Source organism: Methylobacterium sp. 2A, from assembly GCF_009806555.1.
In the GTDB taxonomy this organism is placed as follows: Bacteria; Pseudomonadota; Alphaproteobacteria; order Rhizobiales; family Beijerinckiaceae; genus Methylobacterium.
On sequence record NZ_VUOK01000062.1, the window covers coordinates 1 to 23,431 of the forward strand.

Annotated in this window: 26 protein-coding genes and 1 tRNA gene; 15 read left to right on the top strand and 12 right to left on the bottom strand. The window is 70.1% G+C overall.

All coding sequences use genetic code 11. The features are described 5' to 3' along the window. On the top strand, window positions 1–339 hold a 339-nt coding region (locus FVE89_RS28405), incomplete at its 5' end, for a transposase (protein WP_202131154.1). A gap of 57 nt (window positions 340–396) precedes the next feature. After that, complete coding sequence (locus tag FVE89_RS28410) at window positions 397–1,134, top strand: nucleotidyltransferase domain-containing protein (RefSeq protein ID WP_161393510.1); 738 nt, start codon at window positions 397–399, stop codon at window positions 1,132–1,134. 19 nt (window positions 1,135–1,153) lie between these two features. On the opposite strand, the gene tolB is transcribed toward FVE89_RS28410, so the two are convergent. The 4 genes from tolB to tolQ form a co-directional block, all read right to left on the bottom strand. Beyond that, window positions 1,154–2,491, bottom strand: a complete 1,338-nt coding sequence (tolB, locus tag FVE89_RS28415) for a Tol-Pal system beta propeller repeat protein TolB (protein WP_161393511.1) — start codon at window positions 2,489–2,491, stop codon at window positions 1,154–1,156. 68 nt (window positions 2,492–2,559) lie between these two features. Further along, window positions 2,560–3,921, bottom strand: coding sequence for a cell envelope integrity protein TolA (gene tolA / locus FVE89_RS28420; protein ID WP_161393722.1), 1,362 nt, complete (start codon window positions 3,919–3,921; stop codon window positions 2,560–2,562). A gap of 10 nt (window positions 3,922–3,931) precedes the next feature. Next, window positions 3,932–4,378 (bottom strand): biopolymer transporter ExbD, encoded by a 447-nt coding sequence (locus tag FVE89_RS28425; protein WP_161393512.1) that lies wholly within the window; start codon window positions 4,376–4,378, stop codon window positions 3,932–3,934. Window positions 4,379–4,402: 24 nt separating this feature from the next. Further along, a complete protein-coding gene (tolQ, locus tag FVE89_RS28430) occupies window positions 4,403–5,119 on the bottom strand; it encodes a protein TolQ (RefSeq protein ID WP_043349106.1) in 717 nt (238 codons plus the stop codon). Between the two features lie 309 nt (window positions 5,120–5,428). Here tolQ and FVE89_RS28435 point away from each other — a divergent pair, with 309 nt between their 5' ends. Continuing rightward, window positions 5,429–6,217: an aldolase/citrate lyase family protein gene (locus FVE89_RS28435; protein ID WP_161393513.1), complete on the top strand. Its 789-nt coding sequence runs from the start codon at window positions 5,429–5,431 to the stop codon at window positions 6,215–6,217. Between the two features lie 3 nt (window positions 6,218–6,220). Here FVE89_RS28435 and ybgC read toward each other — a convergent pair whose 3' ends face one another. From ybgC to ruvB, 4 genes are all read right to left on the bottom strand, one after another. Next, window positions 6,221–6,667 (bottom strand): tol-pal system-associated acyl-CoA thioesterase, encoded by a 447-nt coding sequence (ybgC, locus tag FVE89_RS28440; RefSeq protein WP_161393514.1) that lies wholly within the window; start codon window positions 6,665–6,667, stop codon window positions 6,221–6,223. A 95-nt stretch (window positions 6,668–6,762) separates the two neighbouring features. After that, window positions 6,763–7,485, bottom strand: coding sequence for a DUF4142 domain-containing protein (locus FVE89_RS28445; protein ID WP_161393515.1), 723 nt, complete (start codon window positions 7,483–7,485; stop codon window positions 6,763–6,765). A 9-nt stretch (window positions 7,486–7,494) separates the two neighbouring features. Next, window positions 7,495–7,758, bottom strand: a complete 264-nt coding sequence (locus tag FVE89_RS28450; RefSeq protein ID WP_161393516.1) for a hypothetical protein — start codon at window positions 7,756–7,758, stop codon at window positions 7,495–7,497. A 95-nt stretch (window positions 7,759–7,853) separates the two neighbouring features. Beyond that, window positions 7,854–8,909 (bottom strand): Holliday junction branch migration DNA helicase RuvB, encoded by a 1,056-nt coding sequence (gene ruvB, locus FVE89_RS28455; RefSeq protein ID WP_161393517.1) that lies wholly within the window; start codon window positions 8,907–8,909, stop codon window positions 7,854–7,856. A 231-nt stretch (window positions 8,910–9,140) separates the two neighbouring features. Between ruvB and FVE89_RS28460 the strand changes: the two genes are divergently transcribed. Then, on the top strand, window positions 9,141–9,374 hold the full coding sequence (locus tag FVE89_RS28460; RefSeq protein ID WP_161393518.1) for a hypothetical protein: 234 nt from the start codon (window positions 9,141–9,143) through the stop codon (window positions 9,372–9,374). A gap of 134 nt (window positions 9,375–9,508) precedes the next feature. Next, window positions 9,509–9,886, top strand: a complete 378-nt coding sequence (locus FVE89_RS28465) for a hypothetical protein (RefSeq protein ID WP_161393519.1) — start codon at window positions 9,509–9,511, stop codon at window positions 9,884–9,886. Here the strand turns inward: FVE89_RS28465 and FVE89_RS28470 are convergent. Beyond that, window positions 9,858–10,214 carry a hypothetical protein gene (locus FVE89_RS28470; RefSeq protein ID WP_161393520.1) on the bottom strand — a complete coding sequence of 119 codons (357 nt, stop codon included), beginning with the start codon at window positions 10,212–10,214 and terminating at the stop codon, window positions 9,858–9,860. The genes FVE89_RS28465 and FVE89_RS28470 overlap by 29 nt on opposite strands. Before the next feature lie 73 nt (window positions 10,215–10,287). Between FVE89_RS28470 and FVE89_RS28475 the strand changes: the two genes are divergently transcribed. Together FVE89_RS28475 and FVE89_RS28480 are read left to right on the top strand one after the other, a co-directional pair. Next, window positions 10,288–11,184: a diguanylate cyclase gene (locus FVE89_RS28475; protein ID WP_161393521.1), complete on the top strand. Its 897-nt coding sequence runs from the start codon at window positions 10,288–10,290 to the stop codon at window positions 11,182–11,184. A 212-nt stretch (window positions 11,185–11,396) separates the two neighbouring features. Next, window positions 11,397–12,083 (top strand): response regulator transcription factor, encoded by a 687-nt coding sequence (locus tag FVE89_RS28480; protein ID WP_161393522.1) that lies wholly within the window; start codon window positions 11,397–11,399, stop codon window positions 12,081–12,083. A gap of 37 nt (window positions 12,084–12,120) precedes the next feature. Here FVE89_RS28480 and FVE89_RS28485 read toward each other — a convergent pair whose 3' ends face one another. Continuing rightward, window positions 12,121–13,350, bottom strand: a complete 1,230-nt coding sequence (locus FVE89_RS28485) for a DNA topoisomerase IB (protein ID WP_161393523.1) — start codon at window positions 13,348–13,350, stop codon at window positions 12,121–12,123. A gap of 147 nt (window positions 13,351–13,497) precedes the next feature. Between FVE89_RS28485 and FVE89_RS28490 the strand changes: the two genes are divergently transcribed. The 3 genes from FVE89_RS28490 (at window position 13,498) to FVE89_RS28500 (ending at window position 16,086) form a co-directional block, all read left to right on the top strand. Continuing rightward, entirely contained in the window at window positions 13,498–14,658 is a 1,161-nt protein-coding gene (locus FVE89_RS28490; RefSeq protein ID WP_161393524.1) for a glycosyltransferase family 4 protein, read from the top strand. A gap of 2 nt (window positions 14,659–14,660) precedes the next feature. Then, window positions 14,661–15,320, top strand: coding sequence for a 50S ribosomal protein L11 methyltransferase (locus FVE89_RS28495; protein ID WP_161393525.1), 660 nt, complete (start codon window positions 14,661–14,663; stop codon window positions 15,318–15,320). A 175-nt stretch (window positions 15,321–15,495) separates the two neighbouring features. Next, window positions 15,496–16,086 carry an NAD(P)H-dependent oxidoreductase gene (locus FVE89_RS28500; RefSeq protein WP_246731223.1) on the top strand — a complete coding sequence of 197 codons (591 nt, stop codon included), beginning with the start codon at window positions 15,496–15,498 and terminating at the stop codon, window positions 16,084–16,086. 573 nt (window positions 16,087–16,659) lie between these two features. Here FVE89_RS28500 and FVE89_RS28505 read toward each other — a convergent pair. Further along, complete coding sequence (locus tag FVE89_RS28505; protein ID WP_161393526.1) at window positions 16,660–17,532, bottom strand: AprI/Inh family metalloprotease inhibitor; 873 nt, start codon at window positions 17,530–17,532, stop codon at window positions 16,660–16,662. After that, window positions 17,529–18,494, bottom strand: a complete 966-nt coding sequence (locus FVE89_RS28510) for a 2-hydroxyacid dehydrogenase (RefSeq protein WP_161393527.1) — start codon at window positions 18,492–18,494, stop codon at window positions 17,529–17,531. The genes FVE89_RS28505 and FVE89_RS28510 overlap by 4 nt, the downstream gene beginning before the upstream one ends. A 239-nt stretch (window positions 18,495–18,733) precedes the next feature. On the opposite strand from FVE89_RS28510, the gene leuC reads away from it, so the two are divergent. The 5 genes from leuC (at window position 18,734) to FVE89_RS28535 (ending at window position 23,400) form a co-directional block, all read left to right on the top strand. Further along, window positions 18,734–20,146, top strand: a complete 1,413-nt coding sequence (gene leuC / locus FVE89_RS28515) for a 3-isopropylmalate dehydratase large subunit (protein WP_161393528.1) — start codon at window positions 18,734–18,736, stop codon at window positions 20,144–20,146. Between the two features lie 67 nt (window positions 20,147–20,213). Continuing rightward, window positions 20,214–20,298 (top strand) — tRNA-Leu (locus FVE89_RS28520). 304 nt (window positions 20,299–20,602) lie between these two features. Further along, window positions 20,603–21,757: a transporter substrate-binding domain-containing protein gene (locus FVE89_RS28525; protein WP_161393529.1), complete on the top strand. Its 1,155-nt coding sequence runs from the start codon at window positions 20,603–20,605 to the stop codon at window positions 21,755–21,757. After that, window positions 21,754–22,380, top strand: a complete 627-nt coding sequence (locus FVE89_RS28530) for an ANTAR domain-containing protein (RefSeq protein ID WP_161393530.1) — start codon at window positions 21,754–21,756, stop codon at window positions 22,378–22,380. The genes FVE89_RS28525 and FVE89_RS28530 overlap by 4 nt, the downstream gene beginning before the upstream one ends. A 174-nt stretch (window positions 22,381–22,554) precedes the next feature. After that, window positions 22,555–23,400 carry a nitrilase family protein gene (locus FVE89_RS28535; RefSeq protein ID WP_161393531.1) on the top strand — a complete coding sequence of 282 codons (846 nt, stop codon included), beginning with the start codon at window positions 22,555–22,557 and terminating at the stop codon, window positions 23,398–23,400. Window positions 23,401–23,431: the final 31 nt, after the last annotated feature.

Below are 23,431 nucleotides of genomic sequence, written 5' to 3' on the forward strand. Positions count from 1 at the left end.
CGCTTCCGCAGCACCGTCGCCGACAGCCTCGTCCCGGTGCTGCGAGCCGGCGACACCGTGATCCTCGACAACCTGCAGGCCCACAAGGTCGCCGGGGTGCGCGAGGCGATCGAGGCGGTGGGCGCGCGGGTCCTCTACCTTCCGCCCTACAGTCCCGAGTTCAACCCGATCGAGCAAATCTTCGCCAAGCTGAAGCACCTGTTACGAACCGCGGTCGCCCGCACCGTGCCCGACCTCTGGGCGGCCATCCGCGATGCCTTCACCCGCTTCACACCAGACGAGTGCCGAAACAGTCTCACTGCTGCTGGTTACGAAGATGACTTGGCCGTCGCTACATAGGCGGGAATAGCTCTAGACCGAGTTGCGGCTCTCAATCGGGCTCACCGCCTGGGACGGATGCCGGTCATCGCCGCGCGGATCCTGCGCGCCCTCTCAGAGGCTCGCCTGACGGAACCCGTTCTCGCGACGGTCGGTACGAACGCGCTGTATGGCTACGAGCGAATGGCCGGCGTGCAGATCGACGCATCGATCCCCGAAACAGCCGATTTCGACCTCCTGTACGATGCGCGCGCCAGCCTGAAGCTGGTCGTGCCCGATGCGGCGGCCTCCGGCATCGTCGGCGTTCTGCGCAAAGTCGACTCGTCCTTCGAGATGCTGGGCCGGCGCAGTTACCGCGCCGCCAACCGCGACGGCTACATTGTCGATCTCATCACGCCGGCTCCGAGGGATCCACTCCGGAGTGGCGGTGACCTCCGGATCGGGCGCGACCGCGACGATCTCGTGGCCGTAGAGATCGCTGGGCTGGCTTGGCTGGTGAATAGTCCGAAGGTCCGGGTCACGATCCTCGATCTGCGCGGCTACCCAGCAGAGATGACGATCGCGGACCCGCGGGCCTTCGCCCTTCACAAGGCCTGGTTGGCGCAGAGACCGGATCGAAACGTCGAGAAGCGCCGCCGCGACCGGGCACAGGCGGAGGTGATCGCCGATCTCGTCGCCCGTTACCTGCCGCATCTCAGCTTCGACGATCCGGCACTTACGGCGCTGCCGGCCGCGCTCCGCAATCAAGCGGCCACGCTTCTTCCCGCGGAACCGAGCGGCAGTGGCGCGTCAGATCGGCTGGAGCCCGACTGGTGAGCCGGGCTCCCGGCCGCCCTCAGCGCCCGCCGAGCAGCGGCGACCAGGTCGGATCCGACGCGTAGGCCGGGGTCGGGACCGGCTGCTCGACGCGGCCGGTGATGTCGACCATGAACAGCTTGCCGCCGCCCTGGCCGCCGGGATCGCGGAAGAACAGCACGTACTGGCCGTTCGGCGCGAAGGTCGGACCCTCGTTGTGGAAGCCCTCGGTGAGGACGCGCTCGCCGGACCCGTCCGGCTTCGAGACGCAGATCGCGAAGCCGCCGTTGCGCTGGCGGGTATAGGCGATCAGGTCGCCGCGGGGCGAGAAGGCCGGCTGCGAGGCCGAACCCGGCCCGAAGGTGATGCGGTGCGGGTTCGAGCCATCCGCCCCCATCACGTAGACCTGCTGCGAGCCGCCGCGATCCGACTCGAAGGCGATCTGCGTGCCGTCCGGCGAGTAGGTCGGCGAGGTGTCGATCGCCATGCCGTTGGTGATCGAATGCTGCGCCTTCGAAGCGATGTCCATGGTCACGATGTCGGCGTTGCCGCCCTGCTGGACGCTCATCACGATCTTGCGGCCGTCCGGGGAGAAGCGCGGGCTCGCGCTCATCGAATCGACGTTGCCGAGCGCCTGCCGCGAGCCGGTCTCCAGGTTGATCATCTGCACCCGCGGCTGGTGCCCGGTGGCCTGGGCCATGAAGGCGATGTCCTGGGTGGCTGGCGAGTAGCGGGGCGCCACGATCGACATCTCGCCGCTCGTGATCGCACGGACGTTGGCGCCGTCCTGGTCCATGACCATCAGGCGCTTGCGCCGGTTCTCCTTCGGGCCGGTCTCGTCCACGAAGGCGATGCGGCTGTCGAACCAGGGGCCGAGCCCGGTGATCTTGGTGTAGACCGCGTCCGAGATCAGGTGGCCGGTGCGCCGGACATTGGCGGCGTCGGTGCCGTATTGCTGGCCGGTCATCTGCTGGCCGGAGGTCACGTCCCAGAGCCGGAACTCGACCTTGACCCGGCCGGCCTCGCGCACGACACGGCCGGTGACGAGCCCCTGGACGCCGGTGGCCCGCCACTTCTCGAAGTTCGGCGCGGCGTCGAAATTCGGCTGCTCCGGGAAGCGGGCATGATCGAGGGGCGTGAAATAGCCCGAGCGGCGCAGATTGTTGGTCACCACGCCGGAGACGAGGCCGGCGAGGCTCGGATCGCCGCCGAAATCCGCGATGGCGATGGGCATCGGCTGGAAGTTGCCGCCGCCGATGCGCAGTTGCAGCTGCGCCTGGGCGGGCCCGGCCAGGAAGGCCGTCAGCAGCGTGAAGACCGCGATCAGGCGCGCGGCGAAGGACGTCGGGCGGCGCCCGACGGAGGGCAAGTGCAGCATGGTGAGTCGGATCCGAGTGACGATCTGACGAGGCGGTTGGATCAGGGCGGAAGAAGGGCTGGAGGGCGTCAAGTCGCCGTGAACTCGAACTCCGCGTTGATGGCCTTCCAGTCGTTGTAATACGGCGCGTAGGTGGCCGGAATGTTGTACGGCGCGCAGCGGCGGACCGCCCGGAGCGCGGCCTGCGCGATCGACTGATCCACCGCGCTCGCCCCGCCGCGCATGATCCGCGGCTCGGTGCTGAGCGAGCCGTTCGGGTTCAGGCGGATGTCGAGCACGGGCAGGACCACGCCCTGGGCCGCCCCGGGGGGCGCCGAGTAGCAGCGCTCGATCTGCTGCTGGAGCAGGCCGACCAGGGCATCGCGCAGCGACGGCGACAGGCGCTGGGCATTCCCGGTCGCGGCACCGAGCGCCGCCACCTTCTGCACGGTGTGGCCGGTGGCGCCGGTCGATTGCGACGGGGCCTTCGAGGCGAGCATCGAGCGGATGTCGCCCGCGTTGAACTTGTTGGCGAGTTCGGCCTGCTTGCGCGCCTTGGCCTCCGCGTCGGCCTTGGCCTTCGCGTCCGCCATCGCCTTGGCCTTCGCCTTGGCGGCAGCCTCGGCCTTGGCGGCGGCTTCGGCCTTGGCCGCCTCCGCTTTGGCCTTGGCAGCGGCCTCCGCCTTCTCGCGCTCGGCCTCGGCCTTCGCCTCGGCGAGTTCCTTCTGACGCTCGGCTTCGGCCTCGGCCTTCGCCTTGGCGTCGGCCGCCTTCTTGGCAGCTTCCTTGGCGGCTTCCGCCTTGGCGGCGGCTTCGGCCTTCGCCTTCGCGGCGGCGGCCTTCTGGGCGGCCAGTTCGGCTTCGGCCTCCTGCTTCTCGATCAACTTATCGAGCTGCTCGCGCTTCTCGGCCTCGGCCTTCGCGGCCGCATCCGCCTTTGCCTTGGCTTCAGCCTTGGCGGCCGCAGCCTTCTCGGCGGCCGCCTTCTCGGCCGCGGCCTTGGCGGCCTTCTCGGCAGCCTTTTCCGCGGCCTTCTCAGCCGCCTTCTCGGCGTCGCGCTTTTCCTGTGCCGCCTTGGCGGCCTGGGCCGCCTCCTGCGGGTCCGGCTCGGCGCGCAGCGGCATCTCCTCCGCGTTGGCGAGCTTCATATCGGCCGTGCGGGTGGGGGCGGTAGGCGCGTCCTGCTTGGAATTCTCGGGCTCGCGATCCTCGAATTTCTCCGCCTTGCGGTCGGCCCGCGAGGTCGCATTCGGCATCGGCTTGTCGGCCTGCCGCTCGCCCTTGGTGATCTCGGAGAACTGGTTCTCGGTGATCACCTCGACGGGCACGCCCTCCTGGGCCTCCGGCAGGGCCGGGGCCGCGACGCTGAACAGCGCCAGCGCGAGGAGCGCCACATGGGTGCCGGCGGAGATCCAGACACCCGGTTCCTTGCGGTCGAAGCGGAACTCCACGGCCAACGCCCTACTGATGCTCAGGCTCGGTCACGAGGGCGACCTTCTTGAAGCCGCCGCCGGTCACGATCGCCATCACCTGCGCCACGCGGCCGTAATCGACCCGCTTGTCGCCGCGCACGAAGACGCGCTCCTCGGTTCCGGTCTTGGCGGTTTCCATGAGCTTCGGCACGATCGTGTCGTCGGTGAGTTCGTCCTCGCCGAGGAAGACCTGCCCGGTCTGGCGGATCGACAGGGTGACCGGCTTCACGTCGGAATTGAGCGGCGAGGCCTTCGATTGCGGCAGGTCCAGCGGCACGCCGACCGTCATCATCGGCGCCGCCACCATGAAGATGATCAGGAGCACCAGCACGACGTCGATGAACGGCGTCATGTTGATCTCGTTGATCGGGCCGCCGCGACGGCCCCGGCGGCGGCGCTTGCCGCCGCCCTGTGATGCGCCCGCTGCCATGCCCATGGTGGTGTCTCCTCCGGATCGGCCTCAGGCGGCGAGCGGCAGACGCTCGTCGATCTGGCGGGACAGGATGGCGGAGAACTCGTCGGCGAAGCCCTCGAGCCGCGACTGCGCCTTGGTCACCTCGGCCTGGAGCTTGTTGTAGGCGAGCACCGCCGGGATCGCCGCGAACAGGCCGATGGCCGTGGCGAACAAAGCCTCCGCGATGCCGGGGGCGACGACGGCGAGCGAGGTGTTCTTGGACGCCGCGATCGAGGTGAAGGCGGTCATGATGCCCCAGACCGTGCCGAACAGGCCGATATACGGACCCGCCGAGCCGATCGAGGCGAGGAACAGGAGGCGGGATTCCAGCCGCTCGACCTCCCGGTGGATGGTGACGTCGAGCTGCTTCTCGATCCGCTGCGACAGGGACTGGATCTGGCGGCCCGACCCCTCGAACGAGCGCTTCCATTCCCGCATGGCGGCGACGAACACCGCGGCCAAACCCGTGGCCGGGCGGTCGTTGAACGAGCGGAACAGCTCCTCCAGGGAGCGGCCGGACCAGAACGCGTCCTCGAACGCGTCCATCTCGGCCTTGGTGCGGCGAAACAGCAGAGTCTTGTCGACGATGATCGACCAGCACCAGATCGAGGCTGAGAGCAGCCCGATCATCACGATCTTCACGACGAAGTGGGCCTGCAGGAACAGACCGAGCAGCGTCATATCGGCGACAGGCGCGGCCTGCATCGCGTCGGCTGGGTTCATCCGTCGAGGTCTCCTGCTCCGGACCGCGCTGCGCCGGGCGAGGCCCGCGTCCGCCGGATCCGTGAGCGATATCAAGGCTGTCGCCCGCGAATCTGTCGAAAGTAAGGGCCGTCGGCGGCCCCCGCGCCCCGCCGTGGCAGCGGCTCTGTTAAGGGCGCGGCAGGGTTAAGGATCGGTTTCGATCCCGGCGATCCTGAGGCGCCCGGCTGTTCGAACGAGGGCGGGGTGGACCTGCAAGAACCGCCTCCCTTATGGTCGCAGGCAGCCGCGCCGAGTCGCGCGTCACTTCGAGACCAGCACAGGAAGCGCATGACACTTCCCGTTCCCAGTCTTCAGGAACTCCTACCCACGGGTCACGCCCGGTTCCTCGGATGGTCCTGCATCGCCGACCCCGCCATCGCGGGGGCCCTGGCGCGGGCCGGGTTCGATGCCGTGCTGCTCGATCAACAGCACGGCGCCTACGATTACAGGTCGAGCTGCGCGGCGATCACCGAGGTGGCGCTCGCGGGCAAGCCCGCTCTGGTGCGCGTGCCGGTCGGCGACTTCGCCATGGTGTCGCGGATGCTGGATGCGGGCGCGGCCGGGATCGTGGCACCGATGATCAACACGGTGGCGCAGGCCGAGGCGCTCGCCGCCGCCGCCAAGTTCCCGCCGGTCGGTGAGCGCAGCTGGGGACCCGACCGGGCGATCGTGCTGTCCGGCCTGCGGGACGGGGCGGAGTATCTCGCGGTCGGCAACGCGCGTGCCCTCACCATCGCCATGTGCGAGACGGTGGAATCGATTGCCGCGCTGGAGGCGATCCTGGCGGTGCCGGGCATCGACGGCATCCTGGTCGGGCCCGCGGACCTCTCGATCGCCCTGTCGAAGGGCGCGGCCATCGATCCGTCGGGCTCGGCCGTCACGGCGGCTCTGGGCGAGATCGTCCGCAAGACCCTGGCGGCCGGCAAGCTGCCCTGTGCCTTCGCGCCCTCGGCGGCCCGGGCACGCGAGATGGTTGCGATGGGCTTCCAGCTGGTATCGATCGAATACGACGCCATGACCATCGCGGAGGCGTTCGCGCGGCTGCTGCGTCAGGCCGACCCGTCCCGGGCGGGCTGAGGCCTACTCCGCCGGGGCGAGCCGGCGCCGCAGGGCGTCGGGCAGGCGGACCGCACGGCCCTCGCGGACACACGCCACCGTCACGTCGGCGGCGACCAGCAGCGCATCGCCCCGGCGCACCTCCTGGGCGAGCTGCATGGAGGCGCCGCGAAGCGCCTTCGTGTGCGTGAGGATCGTCAAGAGATCGTCCATCCGAGCCGGGCTCACGAAATCGAGGCTCATCCGGCGGACGACGAAGACGAGACCCTCTGCCGCGCGGTGGAGTTCGGACTGGTCGCCGGCGAGGCCACGGAGCAGTTCCGTGCGGCCGCGCTCCAGGAAGCGCAGGTAGCTCGCATGGTAGACGAAGCCCGAGAAATCGGTGTCCTCGTAGTAGACGCGCACGCTCAACTGATGGGGCGGAGCGTCCTCTGCCCTGGGGGTGCCGATCGCGGGGTCGAATGCGCTCATGCCGGTCCTTTAACGGCCGGCCGCCTTGGGGTGCAACGCGGCGAAGGCCGCCCCGGAGGACGGCCTTCGCGATGGCGGGTCTTGAGCGGGTTCGATCAGCCGCCGATGCGGTCGGCGATGCTCGCCGAATGCGCATGCTCGTCGGCGATGTAAGGCAGAGCCTCGGTGGCGAACTTGCGGCCCTGGGCATTGTCGCCCGACTTCGCGTAGGCATCGTACAGCGCCAGGGTCTGGGCGTCGGAGCGGGCCTGCTGGTCGATGTAGGTGCGGTCGAACGAACGGCCGTTCGGCGCCGACTGCAGCTGCGCCAGACGCGCCTGGCCACGCGCACCGAGGGCCACGCGGCGACCCGGCTCGGCCGGGCTGTTGTCGACGATGCCGACCGCACCGAGCGCGCCGCCCACGATGCTGGTGCCGAGGTTCGCGGCGACGGTCACCGGCGCGAGCACGAGGCCGACCGGATTGCTCAGATCGGTCCGTAAGCCCTGGTTGTCGGAGACGATCGTGCCGTTGCGCGACAGAGAGGTGTTCGGCGGCAGCAGGGCGTCGGTGGTCGCCTTGCGCTCGACCAGGACGCGGTTGGCGTAGTTGCGGACCTGCGGGTTGCGCGAGCGCTGCAGGGCGATCCGGCTCGCCTCGATGCTGGCGGCATCCGAACGCAGGGCCTCGGCCCGGAAGACCGGAGTCTCGGTAACGGCGGCGCCGACACCGTCCTGCTGGGCGAAGGGCAGCACGCGGATCGGAAGCGCGTCCTGCGCGAAGGCCGGAGCAGTGAGGGCGGCGGAGAGGCCGAGGACGGCGAGCGTCATCTTCTTCATGGCGAAAGTCTATCCTGATGCTGTTCTTGAGGGCTCGAAGATCTGTCGCGCGCCGTGGGACGGAGCCGCGGCTGCGACAGCCTCGCCGGCGCCAGATCGATTTGGCGCGGTCGCCTCCACAACAGGCGCGTTTCGGCCCTGTTCCATCGCGCAGCACATTTTTTTGCCGCCTTGTCTGCTTAAGTACGCGCCGACAAGCTTGGCTTTACGGAAGAAGATCGCCCGGGAAAAAGCCAACCGTGGAAGGATGTTGTCGCCGTTGCGCTGCAGCATGGGCTGGAACGGTCATGATCAGCCCGTGCGCGCTACGTATGAATCTCAAGAAGTGCTGAAACGAGCCGGGCGCATAGGTGCGCACGGCGACGTGATCAGTCGCCGTTCTCATCTAGGAAATTCGGCTGGTCCTTGGGATCCTGGCGGGGCTCGGCGAGACCCAGGTGTTTGTAGGCATGACGGGTGAGCACGCGCCCGCGGGGGGTACGCTGCACGAAGCCGCGCTGGATCAGGTAGGGCTCGATGATGTCCTCGATCGCGTCGCGCGGCTCCGACAGGGCCGCCCCGATCGTCTCGATCCCGACAGGACCGCCCCCGAACGCGCGCGCAATCAGGCTCAGGTACTTGCGGTCCATCACGTCGAGACCCGCCTCGTCGACATCCAGCAGCTTCAGCGCCCGGTCGGCGATCGCCCGCGTCACCGTCTCGGCCTCCGCCACCACCGCAAAATCGCGCACCCGCCGCAGCAGACGCCCCGCGATCCGCGGCGTGCCGCGCGCCCGCCTTGCGATCTCGTTGGCGCCCTCAGCCGACATGCCGAGACCCAGCACCCGCGCGCCGCGGGCCACGATCTGCTCCAGCTCGTCGATGGCGTAGAATTCCAGCCGGATCGGGATGCCGAACCGGTCGCGCAGGGGCGTCGTCAGCAGCCCCGCGCGGGTGGTGGCGCCGACCAGCGTGAACTTGGGCAGGTCGATCTTGACCGAGCGCGCCGCCGGCCCCTCGCCGATGATCAGGTCGAGCTGGTAATCCTCCATGGCCGGGTAGAGGATCTCCTCCACCGCCGGGTTGAGCCGGTGGATCTCGTCGATGAACAGGACGTCGCGCTCGTCGAGATTGGTGAGCTGGGCGGCGAGATCGCCGGCCTTGGCGATGACCGGGCCGGACGTGGAGCGGAAGTTCACGCCGAGCTCGCGGGCGACGATCTGGGCGAGCGTCGTCTTGCCGAGCCCGGGGGGGCCGACGAACAGCACGTGGTCGAGGGCCTGGCCGGTCTTGCGGGCGGCCTCGATGAAGATCTGCATGTTGGCCCGCGCCGCGCGCTGGCCGATGAACTCGGACAGGCTCAGGGGGCGGATCGTCTGATCGGCGTCATCGGCCCGCTTCTCAGGCGTCAGAAGCGCGTTGGTCGGCGGTTTCGGCTTGCTCATCAACCTGGCTTCTGGACGCGTGCTTCGTGGAAAGGACGGGGCGTCTGCGGGGCCCCGGCCGCTTTCCGCATGCGGGCCGGATCTCCTTACCGGCGAATGCCGGGAAGTCTAAGCGCCGTCCTCGGATGCGCGCCGCCGCACATGATCCACCGCCCTTCGTGAAACCGAAGCGGCAGCCCGCGCATTTCTGCACCAATCCCCCAAGCACGGCCGCAGGGCGCTCCCTTCATCATGACACTCCGCACCACCGTATTCGGCGCAGCCGGCGCCGCGCTTCTATTTGCGACCGCGGCGGCCCAGGCTGCGGCTGGCCCCGCCGAGACCAAGGTCGCCGATGCCGGCCCGCAGGTGCACGCCACCGCCAGCGCCGACCGGGATGACGAGGCGAGCTGCAGCCGGGCACGGCGCCGCCTGTGGATCGAGGGCGAGGGCTGGGTCGTCCGACGCATCACCACCTGCCGCTGATCCGGCGCCGGCTCCCGGCCCGGACCGGCTACGTTACGCAGTCTTCGCGACTGGAGCCGCGGAACGGCGTGAGGTCGGGTCGGTTCCCCAGCATCCTGCGCCAGTCGTGCGCGCCGACGGAGTGAAACCGGCCTATGGCGACCCGGACAAGTCTGCTGTTCGCGACCCTCATTCTGGCCGCACCGGCTTCAGCCCAGACGATCGGAGCGCCGCTTCCCTACGCGCCGACCTACGCGGACGGGTACGGCTTCGCGGGGGAATTCGTGCGCGGCGATTATATCGGCGCCCCCCTGACCGCGGTGCCGAGCCCGACCCGGATCGTCCCGTCCCCCTGGAGCTACGGCACCTACGGCATCCCCACCGTCAGCGGGATCGCCTCTGCCCCGACAGCCCGGCCGACGCTCACGGTGATTCAGGGCACCGGTCCGAAGGGACGCCAGCGCCTCGGGGCCGTGGCCGAGGGACAGACGGCCGGCGCGCAGGTCATTTCGGTTCGGGTTCCCCGTCGCTGAGGGCGGCGTACCACGCCGCATAGGGCGTGGTGTGAACCAGATGCCGGTTGAGATCCGGCGCCCCGTCCCGCCACCAGACCGGGCCGCGCTCGCCGAGCCCGACCTTGGCGGTATCGACCGCGGCCCGGGCCGCCTTCAGGGCTTCGGCGGCGCCCGCAACGCCATCGCGCCCGGCCTGCTTGGCCGCCTTCACCGCGCGGCGGGCCGCCATCAGATCGGCCACCAGACCCGTCCGACGATCCGGCGAGAGATCGGGGTCCGCGCAGCGCCAAAGTCGGCCGCGGACAATGATATAGCGTCGGTCCGGGGTAGTTATTGCCAAGCTCATAAGATTACACGGCCCGTTTGTAGTGAGTTAAGTCCTGTGCGCTAGACTGCGGATATCGTTTCCAGGTCACGCCATGCAGATTGTCATCGTCGATTCGAGCCGCGTCGTTCTCCAGATCATCGCGTCCCTGATCGAGCCCCGGGGCCACGCCGTGCATGCCTTCACGGATTCGGCGGAGGCGCTCGCGTTCCTCAAGTCGGCGCCCGACATCCGCGTCCTCATCACCAGCCTCGAGGTCCGGCCGCTCTGCGGGCTCGAGTTGTGCTGGTCGGCCCGGCTGCTCGCGGAGGAACGCGGCCCGCTGCACGTCATCACGATGTCCTCGGCCCGCAACGTCCGCAGCCTGGCCGAGGCGCTCGACAGCGGTGCCGACGATTTCATCGAGAAGCCGCCGAGCGCCGAGGAACTCAACGCACGGCTGCGCGCGGCCGAACGCCTGACCACCCTGCAGGAAGACCTGATCCGCCTCGCCGAGACGGATCCGCTCACCGGCGCCCTGAACCGGCGCGCGTTCTTCAACCGGGCTCGCATCGCCGCTGAGCAGAATGGTCGTCCGGGCGGGGTCTCGGCGATCCTGGCCGACATCGATCACTTCAAGCGGATCAACGATCAGCACGGACACGATATCGGCGACCGCGCGATCACGGCCGTGGCCGATCTGATCGCCCGGGACGGCATTGGCGGTCGGCTCGGCGGCGAGGAATTCGCCCTGATCCTGCCGGGATGCGGCATGGCGGACGCGACCGCGCGGGCCGAGCAACTGCGCGCGGACGTGCAGGACCTGCGGATCCGCGCGGGCGACGCCACCGTCACGCTGAGCTGCAGCTTCGGGGTCAGTAGTTGGACAGACAGCGACAGCGTCGAAGCGCTGATCAAGCGCGCGGATGTCGCCCTCTACGCAGCCAAGAGCGGCGGGCGGAACCGCGTCGTGGCGTCTCCGCGCGACGCGGTGCCAGTCGTCGCGAAATGAACCCGCCGCACTGACCCGAAACGGCACATCGGCATTAAGCATGACCCGATCCGGTCCCTGAACGGGACGCGGGCTGACACAATTTATATGATTTGGCGGCATATATGCCGATATAAAGCTTAATATTTCTCAATTCGTGTTGGAACAGTTCTTGGAACTTAGTCTCCGATCCCGGTCGCCTGTATCGAGCCGGGAGAGCGGAGTGCGAGGCAATGAGTACCGCCGTTGGCGTCCTGATCCTGGATGAGCCGCAGGACCTGAGCGCGACAGTCCGTGCGACCCTGGAGCACATGCCGGAATTCCACACGATCGGCGAAGCCGATCTGGAACTGGCCGATTCCGACCACGCGGTCGCGCTGGTCTTCCTCGACGAGATCCGGCTGGCGGACGGGATCGCGCGCCTCGTCGATCTCAAGGAACGGCAGCCGCACCTGCGCACCCTGGTGGTGTTCGGCGCGCTGACGGCCGACGATCTCCGCGCCCTGCTGGCCGCGGGCGCCGACGCCTTCGTGGCGCGCTCGAAAGCCCCGCGCGAACTCGCGGCGGCACTCCTCGCCCTGGCCGAGGGCTCCGATTGCCTCGTGCCGCCGGAGCAGCCCCTGGCCCTGGCGAACGAGCCGGCCGACAGCCTCGGGCTCACGCCGCGCGAGGCGGAGGTGCTGCGCTTCCTCAGCTCGGGCTTCAGCAACAAGGAAGTCGCCCGGCGCCTCGCGCTCAGCGTCCGCACGGTGGAGACGCACCGGCTCAACCTGCGCCGGAAGACGCAGACCGGCCGGCTGAAGGACCTCGTGTCCCTGGCGCGCCAGCTCGGGCTGGCCCCGGTCCTGGACACCGCCGATCAGGTCCGCCGCAACGCCGACCGCCGGTCCGCGGGCAACGACAGCCAGTCGCGGCACTGACCGGGATCCGGGGAGACCGCGCGGTGGTGGCCGCCCCTCAGGCGGCACCGATCCGCGCGTCAGCTCCGGCACGCGGCGGGCGTTTCGACTTCGCCGCCGATGCCGTCCGGCCAGCCTTCCGCCCCTGCGAACTCCGCTTCGTTGTTCGCTTGGCGGCCGGCTTGACCGGCTTGCCGTCCCGGGCCTCGCCCTCGCTGGCGGCGAGCCGCGCCTGGAGCAGCGCCAGCACGGCGGCCTCCTCGGAGCGGAGGCTGGAGAGATCCTCGCTCAGCTCGGACTCCACCACATCCTTCACGTGCAGGAGCAGCCCCCCCTCCATGTAGCAGTCGAGGACCTGCGGATGGATGTAGCACTTGCGGCAGATGGTCGGCGTGTTGCCCAGCCGCCCCGCCACGCTCTCGATCGCCGCCCGGACGTTGCGCTTGGCGGCCGCGTCGCTGTCGAAGCTCTCGAACTCCCGCAGCGCCAGGGCGGCCAGCACCGTGCCGGCCCAGGTCCGGAAATCCTTGGCGGTGAAATCCTCGCCCGTGATCTCGCGCAGGTAAGCGTTCACGTCGGAGGAGGTGACGTCGCGCTGCGTGCCGTCCGCGTCGAGATACTGGAACAGCTCCTGCCCGGGCAGGTCCTGACAGGCCTTCACGATCCGGGCGACGCGGCGGTCCTTCAGGGAGACGTCCCAGGTCTTGCCGCTCTTGCCCTTGAAGCGGAACGACAGGGCGGAGCCCGCGATCCGGACATGGGGGTCGCGCAGGGTAGTGAGCCCGTAGCTCTTGTTGGTGCGCGCGTAATCGTCGTTGCCGACGCGGATCAGGGTCGTCTCCAGCAGGTGGACGACGGTGGCGAGGACCTTGTCGCGGGAGAGGCCCGGCCGCTTCATGTCGGCATCGACCCGCTGGCGGATACCCGGCAGGGCGTCGGCGAAGGCCATGATCCGCGCGAACTTGTTGGCCTCCCGGGCCTGCCGGAAATCCGGATGGTAGCGGTACTGCTTGCGCCCCTTGGCGTCCCGGCCGGTCGCCTGGATGTGGCCGTTCCGGCGCGGGCAGATCCAGACATCCGTGTAGGCCGGGGGGATGGCGAGCGCCTTGATGCGAGCCAGCACCGCCTTGTCGCGCACCGGCGCGCCCTTCGCGTCGAGGTAGCGGAAGCCGGTGCCGCTGCGCTTGCGGGTCAGGCCCGGCCGGCTGTCATCGACATAGGCAAGCCCGGCCTCCTCCGCCGCCTCGCGCAGGTTCCTGCCGCCCTCTTCCGACTCGACAGCCGCCATCGCCCGTTCCTCCCGCATACGCCGCCGGGTGCCCGCCCGGCGAGAAGGCTCTGGTCAACCGGCGGCGCGCGAGCGCTGTTCCGAGTTCTGGTCCTCGCCTGCGCATCCGTCGCAGGCCGAACCGCCGCGCCGTGCTAGAGGGCTGCGATGACCCCCGCAGACCCGCAAAACCTGCCCGCCCCGATGCGTCGGATCGCCTTCGTGGTGACCGAGGACTGGTTCTTCGCCTCGCATTTCCTGCCGATGGCGCGGGCCGCCATCGCGATGGGCCTGTCGGTCGCCGTCGTCACGCGGGTGCGCGCGCACCGCGCCGCCATCGAGGCGACGGGCGCCAGGGTCGTGCCGCTCGAGGCGGAGCGGTCGAGCCTCAACCCCATGGCGGCGGGCTACGCGGCCGGGCAGCTCGCCGGAATCCTGAAGGCGCTCCGGGCCGACATCGTCCACTGCATCGCCCTGCGCGGGATTCTGGTCGGCGGCACGGCCGCCGCGATGGCCGGCATCCCGGCGCGGGTCTACGCCCTGACCGGCCTCGGCCTCGTGGGCGCCCGCAGCGACCGGCTCGGCTCCGCGGCGCGGCTCGGCCTGCGGACGCTGATCCGCGGCCCGCTCGCCTCGTCGCGCACCCGCTTCCTGTTCGAGAACCCGGACGATGCCCGGGCGCTGGGCCTCGATCCCCTGGATCAGGCGGTCACCGTGGTCGGCGGCGCCGGGGTGGACCCGGCCGCCTACCGGCCGCAGCCCTTGCCGCCGATGCTGCCCCTGCGGGTCGCCCTGGTCGCGCGCATGCTGTGGTCGAAGGGGATCGACGTCGCCGTGGAGGCGGTCCGCCTCGCCCGCGCCCAGGGAGCACCGGTCGAGCTCGATCTCTACGGCGCGCCTGACCCGTCGAACCGGCGCGCGATCGCCGAGGCGACGCTGCGGGACTGGAGCCGCGACGGCGTCGCGTGGCACGGGTCCACCGCCGATGTGGCCGCCGTCTGGGCGTCCCACCACGTCGCCTGCCTGCCGTCGCGGGGCGGGGAGGGGCTGCCGCGCACCCTGCTGGAGGCCGCCGCCTGCGGCCGGACGCTCGTCGCCTCGGATGTGCCGGGCTGCCGTAGCCTCGTGCGCGACGGCGTCGAGGGCCTGCTCGTCCCAGCCGACGACGCGCCGGCCCTGGCACAGGCCCTGGTTCGGCTGAGCCGCGACCCCGCCCTCGTCGCCGGCCTGGGCGCGGCGGCGCGGGCGCGGATCGAGGCCGGGGGCTTCACCGAGGCCGCGGTCACCGAGGCCGTCTGCGCCCTCTGGCGCGACCTGCTGGAGGGTTGAGGATGCGCCCGCCCGACGATCCCGAAGGCTTCATCCGCGTCAATACCCGCCTGCTGCCGGTGCCGCACGCGCCCGAGATCAGCCTCCACGTCGCCGACGAGGCGACCGCCCTGTGGGAGAAGACCGAGGAGGAGCTGGAGGCGATCGGCCTGCCGCCGCCGTTCTGGGCCTTCGCCTGGGCGGGCGGTCAGGCGCTCGCCCGCTACATCCTCGATAATCCGGCGCTCGTCGCCGGCGCCCGGGTCATCGATTTCGCCTCGGGCTCCGGCCTCGTGGCGATCGCCGCGGCGAAGGCGGGCGCCCGGCACGTGACCGCCAGCGACCTCGATCCCTTCGCCATGGCGGCGATCCGCCTGAACGCCGCCGCCAACGGCGTGGCGGGCGCGATCGAGCCGGTCTCCGGCAACCTCCTGGAGACACAACCCGCGGTCGATCTCATCCTGGCGGCCGACGTGTTCTACGAGCGCGACCTTGCCGAGGCGGTGACGGCCTGGCTCTTCGGCTTGCAGGCGCGCGGCGTGCAGGTCCTGATCGGCGATCCGGGCCGGACCTACCTGCCGCGCGAACGCCTCGAGTGCCTGGCGACCTACACGGTTCCCGTCTCGCGGTCCCTGGAAGATGCCGAGATCAAGCGCAGCCACGTCTGGCGGTTGCGGCCATGAGCCCCGTCCGGAACATCCGCCTCGAACGTTTCACCCCCATGCGGCGCACGGGCGCGCCGAGGGTTCTTCCGGGACCGAAATGCGCTACCCTCGATGTGGCCTACGCGGCGTGTCGGGCAGGCGCCAGATCGTTCGACGCTCCGATTCGGGGCGTCCCGCCGCGGAAGGTTATCCGATGAACAAGCCGTCGAGCGCCATGCCGCATCCCGCCCGCGTCGTCGCCTTCTCGGGGAGCGCCAAGCGCCCGTCCCGGACCCGCATCCTGGTCGAAGCGCTCGGGGCCGAGCTCGGCCGCCTGCGCCGGATCGACCTGACGGTCTACGACCTGATCGATGCCGGCCCGGGTCTCGGGGCAACGCAGCGCGACGCGTTGTCGGAATCGGCCGCGCACCTGGTCGAGGCGATCGAGGGGGCGGATGCGCTGATCGTCGGAACGCCCGTCTATCAGGGCGGGTACGCCGGGCTGTTCAAGCACGTGTTCGACTTCGTGGATCCGGCCCGGATGGCGGGGATGCCGGTGGCGATCACCGCCACGGGGGGCGGCCTGCGCCACGCTTTGGTGGTCGAGCACAGCCTGCGGCCCCTGTTCGGCTTCTTCGCCGCGCATGTGGCGCCGACCTCGGTCTATGCGGGCTCGGACGACATGGCCGACGGCCAGATCCTGGACCCGACGGTCGCGGCCCGGCTCGGCTCGGCGGCGGCGGAGCTCGCAGCGCTGATCGACGTGGCGCGCCCGGTCGACGTGGCTGTCCTCGACGCGCGGTGAGCCTTGTCCCGGATCCGGGGATCACGGGACGCGACAGTCAGGTTTGGAGGAACGCAGCTGATGACCGAGCTCGACAGCCCCCCTTTCCCGTGCGGGCTTTCAGATTCACACTTTTCTCTTGGAAAGGAGACGTGCGGAGTCGCCTGCACCCCTCCAAGGGAGATGTGTGAATCCGTAAGTCCATGCGGGTGCCGCCCGCGTCCGCCAAGGGCACCCTGCACAGGTCGGCCGGCCTGACGATCCCGGCGATCGTCGTGCTGCCGATCGTCTGATGTAGGATCCGACCCGCGCCGCCGGATCCCCGGGCGCCGCGGTTCCTGACGCCGATCAGGCGCGTCAACCACGGCCTGCTCGACGCGATCGTCCCGATCAAGCCGTAGTTCCGGCTGTTCACGACCCGGACCCGGCCAAGGACGAGGCCCCCGGAAAATCGCCGGATCGATCCACGGCGTCGGCAAGGGTTCGCCTACGCTCCGGCGCTCCTGCACATCGCCGCGGGGCACCTCATCAGCCGCCGTGACGGCCTGCCGGAGCGGATGCTGCCGGTCCGTCGGCCGGAACAAATCCCGGTCGCTACTCCACGCGGCGCAGCACGAAGGTCGTGCCGACCTCCGGATCGCGCCGCCAGCGCCCGTCACCGCTCGGCACGAGATCGATGCTGTGGCCGCGCTTGGCCGTGAGGGTCATCCGGCCGTTGGCGTAGCGCCAGCGGATCGGATCGAACACCTCCAGGCCGCCGTCGTGGCAGCCGGGAACGATGCGGACGTTGCCACCGGCCGCATCCAGCGTGATCCGGCAGGTGTCGCGCTCCTGGAAGCGATCGAGGGCGTAGATTCCCGGTGCCGGGCCCGGCGCAACGGCCGTGGCAGTTGCAGCCGGCTGCAATTCGGCCGGGAGCGGCGCCGCCGTCTGGAACGGGGAGGGGGTCGGCGCCGGCGCGGCGGGCTCGGCCTCGGACGCCGCGACGGCCGGACGCATCGCCACGATGTCCAGCGGGACGAGGCTGTAGTGCTCGCCGCTCTCCTGCGTGGCGACGAGGCTGCGCTGGTCGGGACGCCGGGTGAATTCGAGGATCGGGCGGACGTTCCTGTCGACCAGGCGCAGGCCGCCATCGACGAACAGCCATCCGGCGATCCCGTTCATGATCGGCAGCGCCCGGCGGCAACCCGCGGGAAAGCGCAGGCGCCGACCAGCTTCGCCGCTGTCGAGGACGAGCGTCATCACACAGCGCCGGTTGGTGCCGTCCCGCGACAGGTCCCAGGTGCCCGGGACTTCGCCGAGCTTTTCGGGGAGGCTGGGCAGAGCCGGGGGTGCCGCCGGCGTCTCCGACGCCGCGGGTTCCGGGGCCGTGGGCACCTGCGGGGCATCCTGCGCCGCGGCCGGCCACGGCGACAGGGCTGGAGGGATCAGCAGGGCGGCGAGCAGGGCAGCCGAGGCCGGCTTCACGATTTCGGGCTCCAGGGCGTCTCGGCGACGGGCGTCAGCGGGCCCCGTCCCTCGAACCACGAGACGACGTTGTCGACGACGAGCTGCGCCATCGCCGCGCGGGTGTGCTCGGAGGCCGAGCCGACATGCGGCAGCAGCACCGTGTTGTCGAGGGCGGCGAGGTCCTCCGGCACGTGCGGCTCGTTCTCGAACACATCGAGGCCGGCCCCCAGGATCGTGCCGGCCTTCAGCGCCGCGGTGAGCGCCGCCTCGTCGACCAGGGTGCCGCGCGCCACGTTGATCAGGATGCCCTCAGGCCCCAGCGCCTCCAGCACCGCGGCATCGATCAGCCCGCGCGTCTCGGGGCCGCCGGGCGCGACCACGAGCAGGATGTGGACCGCCTTGGCCATGCCGATCAGGCTGTCGTGATAGGTGTAGGGCACGTCCGCCTGCCGGCGGCGGCCGTGATAGTCGATCGCGACCCCGAAGCTCTCGAACCGCCGGGCGATCGCCCGCCCGATCCGGCCGAGCCCGAGGATGCCGACGCGCCGCCCGCGCAGGGAGGCGGTGAGCGGGAAGGGGGCCTTCGGCCAGTGACCGGCGCGCAGGTAGCGGTCGGCCTGCGGAAGCCGCCGCAGGGTGGCGAGGGTGAGCCCGACCGCGAGGTCGGCGACCTCGTCGGTCAGCACGTCCGGCGTGTTGGTGACCACGATGCCGCGCGCGCGCGCCGCCACGGCATCGACCGCGTCGTAGCCCACACCGAAATTGGCGATGAGTTCGAGCTTCGGCAGCCGGTCCATCAGGGCCGCGTCGACCCCACCGCCAACCACCAGACCCCGGACCCGCGGGCCGACCTCCGTGAGCAGCGCCTCGGGATCCGCAGCGTCCGCGAGCCGATGGACCACGTGCCGCCCTTCGAAGGCTGCCTCAACCAGCGGGTGCATCTTCCGCAGGAACAGGATCTCGGCCGGCGCATCAGGCATCGCTCACTCCCACCTCCGGCCGTTCGGTGCTGCGGCCGGTTCCCCGCCCAGGCATAGGGCTTCGGCGGGGTGCAGCGCCAGCGGGATACGGCGCGGCCGGTGACATCCATCCACCGGCGCCGGTCGGCCATTTGACAGGGGCAGGGCTCGCCTCTTTCGCAAACCGTACGCGATGCCTACTAAGGAAGCGGCACCATCACGAGAGTTCTGTACCGCTCCATCTCCGAAGACGAAGACCGATGACCAGCCCGCGCACCCTCTACGACAAGATTTGGGACGACCACGTCGTCGATGTCCAGCCGGACGGCTCCAGCCTCCTCTACATCGACCGGCACCTCGTTCACGAAGTCACGAGCCCGCAGGCGTTCGAAGGCCTACGCGCGGCTGGCCGCAAGGTGCGCCATCCGGAGAAGACGCTGGCGGTGGTCGACCACAACGTCCAGACCTCCGACCGCACCAAGGGCATCGACGATCCGGATAGCCGGATCCAGCTCGAGGCACTGGCCGAGAACGTGCGCGACTTCGGCGTCGAGTTCTACGATGCCCTCGACCGGCGCCAGGGCATCGTCCACATCATCGGTCCGGAGCAGGGCTTCACGCTGCCCGGCCAGACGATCGTGTGCGGCGATTCCCATACCTCGACGCACGGCGCCTTCGGGGCGCTGGCGCACGGCATCGGCACCTCGGAGGTCGAGCACGTGCTCGCCACGCAGACGCTGGTGCAGCGCAAGGCCAAGAACATGCGCGTCACCGTGGACGGCACCCTGCCGCCGGGCGTGACCGCCAAGGACATCATCCTGGCGATCATCGGCGAGATCGGCACGGCGGGCGGCACCGGCCACGTGATCGAGTATGCCGGCGAGGCCATCCGCGCCCTGTCGATGGAGGGCCGGATGACGATCTGCAACATGTCGATCGAGGGCGGCGCCCGGGCCGGCATGGTGGCGCCCGACGCCACGACCTTCGCATACGTGAAGGACCGGCCGAAGGCCCCGAAGGGCGCGGCCTTCGAGGCGGCGCGGCGCTACTGGGAAAGCCTCGTCACCGACGAGGGCGCCTTCTTCGACCGCGAGGTTCGCCTCGACGCCGCCAACCTGCCGCCGATCGTCAGCTGGGGCACGAGCCCCGAGGACGTGATCTCGGTCCAGGGCCGCGTGCCGGACCCGTCCGAGATCGCCGACGAGAACAAGCGGCGGTCCAAGGAGAAGGCTTTGGCCTATATGGGCCTGACCCCGGGCACGAAGATCACCGACATCACCCTCGATCGGATCTTCATCGGCTCCTGCACCAACGGGCGCATCGAGGATCTGCGCGAGGTCGCGCGGGTGGTTGGCGACCGCAAGGTGCACGAGGGCGTCTCGGCGATGATCGTGCCGGGTTCCGGCCTCGTGAAGGCGCAGGCCGAGGCCGAGGGTCTCGACAAGATCCTGAAGGCGGCGGGCTTCGACTGGCGCGAGCCGGGTTGCTCGATGTGCCTCGGCATGAACCCGGACAAGCTGCGGCCGGGCGAGCGCTGCGCCTCGACCTCGAACCGCAACTTCGAGGGTCGGCAGGGTCCGCGCGGACGCACGCATCTGGTCTCGCCCGCCATGGCGGCGGCGGCGGCTGTGGCCGGACGGTTCGTCGACATCCGGGAATGGCCGCGGGGGTGAAATCCCGATTGACGGCGGCGGCTCGGTTGCCTAAACGAAGCCGTCGCCGGCCGATAGCCGGCGATTTGCCCAGGTGGCGGAATTGGTAGACGCGCTGGTTTCAGGTACCAGTCTCGCGAGAGGTGAAGGTTCGAGTCCTTTCCTGGGCACCAATTGACGGATGTGAGCCCGCCAAATCGTTGGCGGGCTTTATCTTTTCTAGGCGTGGATTCCTGGGGCAGCGGGGCGGGATTTGTCCGCGCCTCCCGCGCCGAGCCGGGACAGCGCGCTTCGCGGCCGACGCGGCGACGTCGATTCTCCCAGCCGCGCGATGGCGGCTCGAGCCCGGTTCATGCCCCACGGCGCCGATGCGGGCTTTCGCCGTCCCCTTGCTTTCAAGGCGGGAGGCCCCTGAGATAGGACAGCGTCTCGCTCGACGGGCCGGCGAGCGACTCTCCGGCAAGGGTGAAGGATGCCATGGCGGTCAAGGACGAAGCGACCTGGCGCGTCGGCGTCCTGTTCTCCCGGAGCGGGGTCAGCGGCATCACCGAGACCGAGCACTTCCTCGGCACGGCGCTCGCGATCGAGGAGATCAACACGGCCGGCGGCGTGCTCGGGCGCCCGATCGAACCGATCTGCTACGATCCTGCAGGCGACAACGACGCGTACCGCGCCCTGGCCCGGCGCATGCTGGCGGAGGACGGGGCCGAGGTCGTGTTCGGATGCTCGCTCTCGGCCAGCCGGAAATCCGTGCTCTCCACCGTCGAGCGGCACAACGGCCTGCTCTGGTACCCGTCGATCTACGAGGGCTTCGAGTACTCGGAGAACATCATCTACACCGGCGCGACCCTGAACCAGAACGTCTTCGCCCTGGCCGACTATCTGATGCAGGAGCATGGCCCGCGGATCTTCATGATCGGCTCGGACTACATCTACCCGCGTGAGTCGAACCGGGTCATGCGCGACCTGATCGAGGCGAAGGGCGGCACCATCGTGGGCGAGCTCTACGCCCCCCTCGATGCCGATGAGGCCGCCCACGGGGCGATGGTCGCCGAGATCCGGCGCGTCGCCCCGGATGCGGTATTCTCCACCGTGGTCGGCCGCGGGGCCGAGCGGCTTTACCGGGCCTACGCGGAGGCGGGGATCGACCGGGCGCGCTGCCCGATCGCGAGCCTGACCCTGGCGGAGGGGCAGATCCGGGCGATCGGCCCCGAAAGCTGCACCGGCCACGTCCTCGCCGCACCGTATTTCGCCGCATTGCCGGGCGCGGAGAACGCGCGCTTCGTCGCGGCCTTCGCGGCCCGGTTCGGCCGGGACCGGCCGACCAGCATGTGGTCGGAGACTGCCTACGCGCAGGTGCATCTCTTCGCCCGGGCGCTGGCGGAGGCCGGGACGCTCGATGCCGACCGCCTCGGCGCGGCGGCCCTGCGCCAGCGGCTCGCGGCGCCCGAGGGCGAACTGACCTTCGACGGCGAGACCCGGCACATCTGGCTCACCCCCGGCATCGGGGTCGCGCGCGCGGATGGGCAGTTCGACGTCGTCTGGCGGGCCCGCCGGCCGGTGCGGCCCGATCCCTACCTCGCGTGGTCGCGCTTCGAGACGAACTGGCTGGACGAAGGGATCGCCGCGTGAGCGCCCCGGCCCGCAAGATCCTGGACGATCTGAGGCGGGCGCGCGCCCTCGTCATCCACCCCCGCGACGAGGAGGGCGCCGCGCTCCTGGAGCAGCTCCGCCGCCTCGGCTGCGCGGTCGCCCTGGTCTGGCCCCCGCCCGCCGCCCTGCCGCCGGAGATCGACACCCTGTTCATCCAGCTCGACGACGCGCAGGTGATGCATCTCCTGCCCTCGATCGAGGAGGCGGAGCCGGCCGTCATCGCCATCGTGGCCTACGAGAGCCCGACCTCGCTGAAGGCGATCGCCGACGTGAACGCCCATGGCGTGCTGAACAAGCCGCTCCACCCGCGGGGCGTGCTCACCCAGTTCGCGCTAGCCCGCTACCGGCGCGGCTACGAGGGCCGGCTCACCAGCAAGATCAACCGGCTGGAGGAGACCATGAAGGGCCGCCGCACCGTCGAGAGGGCGGTCCGGCTGCTGGTGGACCTCAACCGGATCGACGAGGACGCCGCCTACAAGATGCTCCGGGACCGGGCCACCGCCGCCCGTGTGCCGATGGCGAGCGTCGCCGAGAGCGTAGTCGCGGCCCACGAGGCGATGAGCGGCCTCGGCCTGCGCATCGCGCTGGCGGAAAAGACCTGATCGCAGCAGCCTGCCGCATTTATGGTCTTGCCGTCCATCGCTTGCGGCGTATCGTAGTCGAACCGGGCAAGGTTGCCCCGCAGCAGCATTGCTGCATGACATCTCGGCTTTGAAGCCTCTGGTTCGCGGATGATTATTTCCGTGCCCAGGGGTTTTTTGCGTTTTGGAGCTTCCATGGTCCAAGCGAACGATCCCGCACGCCCGCCGATCCGGGTCTCCTGCCTTCAGTTCGCACCGCTGATCGGTGACGTCGCCGCCAATATGGCCCGCGCGTCGGATCTCGTCCGCGCGGCCGCCGCCGAGGGCAGCCAGCTGATCGTGCTGCCGGAACTCGCCAGCACCGGCTACGTGTTCGAATCCCAGGCCGAGGCGCGATCCCTCGCCGAGCCGGTGCCGGACGGCCCGACCACCCGGGCCTGGGCGAGGCTCGCCGCGGAACTCGGCGTGCACATCGTGGCGGGAATCGCCGAATCCGCCGGCGACATCCTCTACAACGCCGCCGTGATCGTCGGGCCGGAGGGCTATATCGGCACCTACCGCAAGGCGCATCTCTGGGATCAGGAGAACGTCTTCTTCGCCAAGGGCGATCTCGGCTTCCCGGTCTTCGAGACGGCGCTCGGCAAGGTCGGCGTGGCGATCTGCTACGACGGCTGGTTCCCCGAGACCTTCCGGCAGCTGGCGCTCGCTGGCGCCGAGATCGTCTGCATCCCGACCAACTGGGTGCCGATGCCCGACCAGCCGGCGGGCGAGGCCGCCATGGCCAACACCCTGCACCGGGCCGCCGCCCATTCGAACGGGATCTTCATCGCCTGCGCCGACCGGGTCGGCGTCGAGCGCGGCCAGCCCTTCGAGGGGCAGAGCCTGATCATCGGCCCGAAGGGCTGGCCGCTCGCCGGCCCGGCGAGCCGGGACCGCACCGAGACCCTCTCGGCAATGGTCGACCTCGCGCAGGCCGGGCGCAAGGACCTCAACACGTTCAATTCCCTCCTGCGCGACCGCCGCACCGACATCTACGGCTGAGCCGCCATTCCCGCATCGTCACAAGGAGTTC

What these genes read in the sequence shown, in the direction of transcription:
- FVE89_RS28410 (WP_161393510.1), top strand. Translation starts at nt 397, where the DNA reads ATGCCGGTCATCGCCGCGCGGATCCTGCGCGCCCTCTCAGAGGCTCGC.
- tolB (WP_161393511.1), bottom strand. Translation starts at nt 2,491, where the DNA reads ATGCTGCACTTGCCCTCCGTCGGGCGCCGCCCGACGTCCTTCGCCGCG.
- FVE89_RS28425 (WP_161393512.1), bottom strand. Translation starts at nt 4,378, where the DNA reads ATGGGCATGGCAGCGGGCGCATCACAGGGCGGCGGCAAGCGCCGCCGC.
- tolQ (WP_043349106.1), bottom strand. Translation starts at nt 5,119, where the DNA reads ATGAACCCAGCCGACGCGATGCAGGCCGCGCCTGTCGCCGATATGACG.
- FVE89_RS28435 (WP_161393513.1), top strand. Translation starts at nt 5,429, where the DNA reads ATGACACTTCCCGTTCCCAGTCTTCAGGAACTCCTACCCACGGGTCAC.
- ybgC (WP_161393514.1), bottom strand. Translation starts at nt 6,667, where the DNA reads ATGAGCGCATTCGACCCCGCGATCGGCACCCCCAGGGCAGAGGACGCT.
- FVE89_RS28445 (WP_161393515.1), bottom strand. Translation starts at nt 7,485, where the DNA reads ATGAAGAAGATGACGCTCGCCGTCCTCGGCCTCTCCGCCGCCCTCACT.
- FVE89_RS28450 (WP_161393516.1), bottom strand. Translation starts at nt 7,758, where the DNA reads ATGCTGCAGCGCAACGGCGACAACATCCTTCCACGGTTGGCTTTTTCC.
- ruvB (WP_161393517.1), bottom strand. Translation starts at nt 8,909, where the DNA reads ATGAGCAAGCCGAAACCGCCGACCAACGCGCTTCTGACGCCTGAGAAG.
- FVE89_RS28460 (WP_161393518.1), top strand. Translation starts at nt 9,141, where the DNA reads ATGACACTCCGCACCACCGTATTCGGCGCAGCCGGCGCCGCGCTTCTA.
- FVE89_RS28465 (WP_161393519.1), top strand. Translation starts at nt 9,509, where the DNA reads ATGGCGACCCGGACAAGTCTGCTGTTCGCGACCCTCATTCTGGCCGCA.
- FVE89_RS28470 (WP_161393520.1), bottom strand. Translation starts at nt 10,214, where the DNA reads ATGAGCTTGGCAATAACTACCCCGGACCGACGCTATATCATTGTCCGC.
- FVE89_RS28475 (WP_161393521.1), top strand. Translation starts at nt 10,288, where the DNA reads ATGCAGATTGTCATCGTCGATTCGAGCCGCGTCGTTCTCCAGATCATC.
- FVE89_RS28480 (WP_161393522.1), top strand. Translation starts at nt 11,397, where the DNA reads ATGAGTACCGCCGTTGGCGTCCTGATCCTGGATGAGCCGCAGGACCTG.
- FVE89_RS28485 (WP_161393523.1), bottom strand. Translation starts at nt 13,350, where the DNA reads ATGGCGGCTGTCGAGTCGGAAGAGGGCGGCAGGAACCTGCGCGAGGCG.
- FVE89_RS28490 (WP_161393524.1), top strand. Translation starts at nt 13,498, where the DNA reads ATGACCCCCGCAGACCCGCAAAACCTGCCCGCCCCGATGCGTCGGATC.
- FVE89_RS28495 (WP_161393525.1), top strand. Translation starts at nt 14,661, where the DNA reads ATGCGCCCGCCCGACGATCCCGAAGGCTTCATCCGCGTCAATACCCGC.
- FVE89_RS28500 (WP_246731223.1), top strand. Translation starts at nt 15,496, where the DNA reads ATGAACAAGCCGTCGAGCGCCATGCCGCATCCCGCCCGCGTCGTCGCC.
- FVE89_RS28510 (WP_161393527.1), bottom strand. Translation starts at nt 18,494, where the DNA reads ATGCCTGATGCGCCGGCCGAGATCCTGTTCCTGCGGAAGATGCACCCG.
- leuC (WP_161393528.1), top strand. Translation starts at nt 18,734, where the DNA reads ATGACCAGCCCGCGCACCCTCTACGACAAGATTTGGGACGACCACGTC.
- FVE89_RS28525 (WP_161393529.1), top strand. Translation starts at nt 20,603, where the DNA reads ATGGCGGTCAAGGACGAAGCGACCTGGCGCGTCGGCGTCCTGTTCTCC.
- FVE89_RS28535 (WP_161393531.1), top strand. Translation starts at nt 22,555, where the DNA reads ATGGTCCAAGCGAACGATCCCGCACGCCCGCCGATCCGGGTCTCCTGC.